Genomic DNA, 2,524 nt, shown 5'->3' on the forward strand with positions numbered 1-2,524 from the left:
TGAGTGAATGACACAGGAAAACACCCAAATCACATTAGCCAGTATTCATCGCAGTATGTTGTTAGTGGCACTGATCGATTTTCCTGGCACGATATTATTTGGTCTTGGGCTCTACGGTATCCTTGTAGGGTTTGACCAAGATTTCTTGCCTATGTTAGCCAACCCTTTGATCATTATTATTATGTTGATTATCGGTGCGATTATTATGCTATGGGGTATTATCCGCATGATGCTGCTTGCGCGTCAAAAACAAGGAATATTACAACAATGAAAAAACGGATAATCCAATTAAGCTTGTTATCTAGCTTAGTGATACTCACGGGATGCCGTGGTACCGATATCATCAATATTGGTAATAGTGGCAATGCAGATGACAATAAAAATGACACAGATTACATGATACTGAATGTCCCTAGGGCAATTTTAGCCAGCGATCCATGCAAATATGGGCATCCTGACGATATTGCGGCGTGTCGTAAAAAGAAACAAGATGAAGCCGACCAACTTAATGAATCACTTAAGCGTAAATAACACTGTGATTAGCATATAAAAAATCCCAAGCGATTAATCGTTTGGGATTTTTATTTATAGGGGTAAAAGTAATAACCTCAACTCTGGTTAAATAAATTTAAGATAATGATTGCTTGGGCAACTTACGGCCATATATCAGCAAGTAAATTGCTGGGATAACAAATAGCGACAGTAGCGGCGCTGTGACCATTCCTCCGACCATAGGCGCAGCAATTTTTTGCATCACTTCATTACCCGTACCGCTGCCCCACATGATCGGTAGTAACCCAAAAAAGATGGTGGCGACGGTCATGGCTTTAGGGCGAATGCGCATCACTGCACCTTCAATTAATGCAGCCGTTAAATCCGCTTTGCTGTGGTAATTGTCGGCTTCTTTATAGGCCTTAATACTATTATTAAGGTACACCTGCATCACTACGCCAAACTCAGCGGCGACCCCAGCTAAGGCAATCATGCCGACAGATACAGCAACTGAAAAATTAAAATCCAGCCCATAAAGTAGCCATGCGCTACCCACCAATGAAAAGGGTAAACTTAACATGATTACAGATGCTTGTATTACTGAGTTGAAAGTCATCATCAGCAACATAAAAATCACCGCGATCATTAATGGGATCACCATTTTCATTTTGGCGTCTACGCGTTGCATATACTCGTATTGCCCAGCAAAGCTATAGTTGTAGCGTGGAGGAAGGGTAATTTGTTGTTTAAGTGCCTTTTCTGCTGCAACAATATATTCACCGATAGAAATGTCTTTTAGATCGACAAACACCCACGAGATAAGGCGACCGTTTTCACTGGCTAACATAGGCGCACCATCGGTAATTTTCAGCTCGGCTAGATAACTTAACGGTAAGTACTTACCCGTTTTAGTCAGTACCGGTAAATTTCTGAGTTTCTCGATGTTGTCACGTAGCTCTCGTGGATAACGAATATTGATAGGATAGCGTTCTTGACCTTGTATTGATTCACCTATTGTCATGCCACCAATGGCAATCTTTACCACATCTTGAATATCTTTTAAGGTCATGCCATAACGTGCGGCATTTTTAAGGTCTGGTGTGATATCAATATAGCGGCCGCCGCTACTACGCTGTGAAAATGCCGACTCAGTTCCCGGTAATTGGTTTACTACCGCTTCTATTTCTGCACCAATACGTTGTAGTTCTTCAACATTTGCGCCCGATATTTTTATGCCGACAGGCGTTCTCACGCCGGTAGATAACATATCGATACGGGTTTTAATCGGTTGCACCCAAGCATTGGTCATCCCTGGTATACGCACGGTTTTTTGCAGTTCAGCAATAATGCTCTCTAAGGTTACGCCTTCACGCCATTCGCCAGGCGGTTTGAGCATGATGGTGGTTTCTAGCATTGTTAGTGGCGCTGGGTCTGTTGCTGTAATGGCTCGGCCCACTTTGCCAAACACGCGTTTAACTTCGGGTACTGTTTTTATCAGTCGGTCAGTTTGCTGCAATATTTCTGCTGCTTTGCCTGCACTTACACTGGGTAGCGTGGTGGGCATATAAAGTAGGTCACCTTCTTCTAAGGTGGGCATAAACTCCGAGCCCATTTGGCTTAATGGGTAGTAAGCACTGAATAGCACAATGATGGCTAATCCGATGGTGATTTTAGGGAAATGCAGTACCCATTTTAACAATGGTTGATATATGGCAATTAATACTCGGCTAATGGGGTTTTTACGCTCATCAGGGATTTTACCTCGCACAAAATAACCCATTAACACCGGAATTAAGGTAATTGCTAAAATGGCAGATGCCGCCATAGCGAAGGTTTTGGTAAAGGCTAGCGGGTGAAATAAACGTCCTTCTTGCGCTTCAAGGGCAAAGACCGGTGTAAAGCTTAGGGTTATAATCAATAAGCTGAAAAATAAAGCTGGGCCAACCTCAATTGAGGCTTCTTTGACGAGTTGCCAATGATCATCTCCTTCTGGAGCTTTACCGTGTTTTTGGCGATAATGTTCCAAATGCTT

Annotated in this window: 3 protein-coding genes; 2 read left to right on the top strand and 1 reads right to left on the bottom strand. The window is 42.7% G+C overall.

Annotation, left to right across the window (positions count from 1 at the left end):
* Positions 1 to 7: 7 nt before the first annotated feature.
* Complete coding sequence (locus CXF78_RS20080; RefSeq protein WP_059745865.1) at positions 8 to 271, top strand: hypothetical protein; 264 nt, start codon at positions 8 to 10, stop codon at positions 269 to 271.
* Positions 268 to 531: a hypothetical protein gene (locus CXF78_RS20085; protein WP_059745864.1), complete on the top strand. Its 264-nt coding sequence runs from the start codon at positions 268 to 270 to the stop codon at positions 529 to 531. The genes CXF78_RS20080 and CXF78_RS20085 overlap by 4 nt, the downstream gene beginning before the upstream one ends.
* A gap of 97 nt (positions 532 to 628) precedes the next feature.
* Here the strand turns inward: CXF78_RS20085 and CXF78_RS20090 are convergent.
* Positions 629 to 2,524 (bottom strand): efflux RND transporter permease subunit (locus tag CXF78_RS20090; protein ID WP_145991588.1); only part of this gene is annotated, 1,896 nt, incomplete at its 5' end.

Source organism: Shewanella sp. 11B5, from assembly GCF_002836795.1.
In the GTDB taxonomy this organism is placed as follows: domain Bacteria; phylum Pseudomonadota; class Gammaproteobacteria; order Enterobacterales; family Shewanellaceae; genus Shewanella; species Shewanella frigidimarina.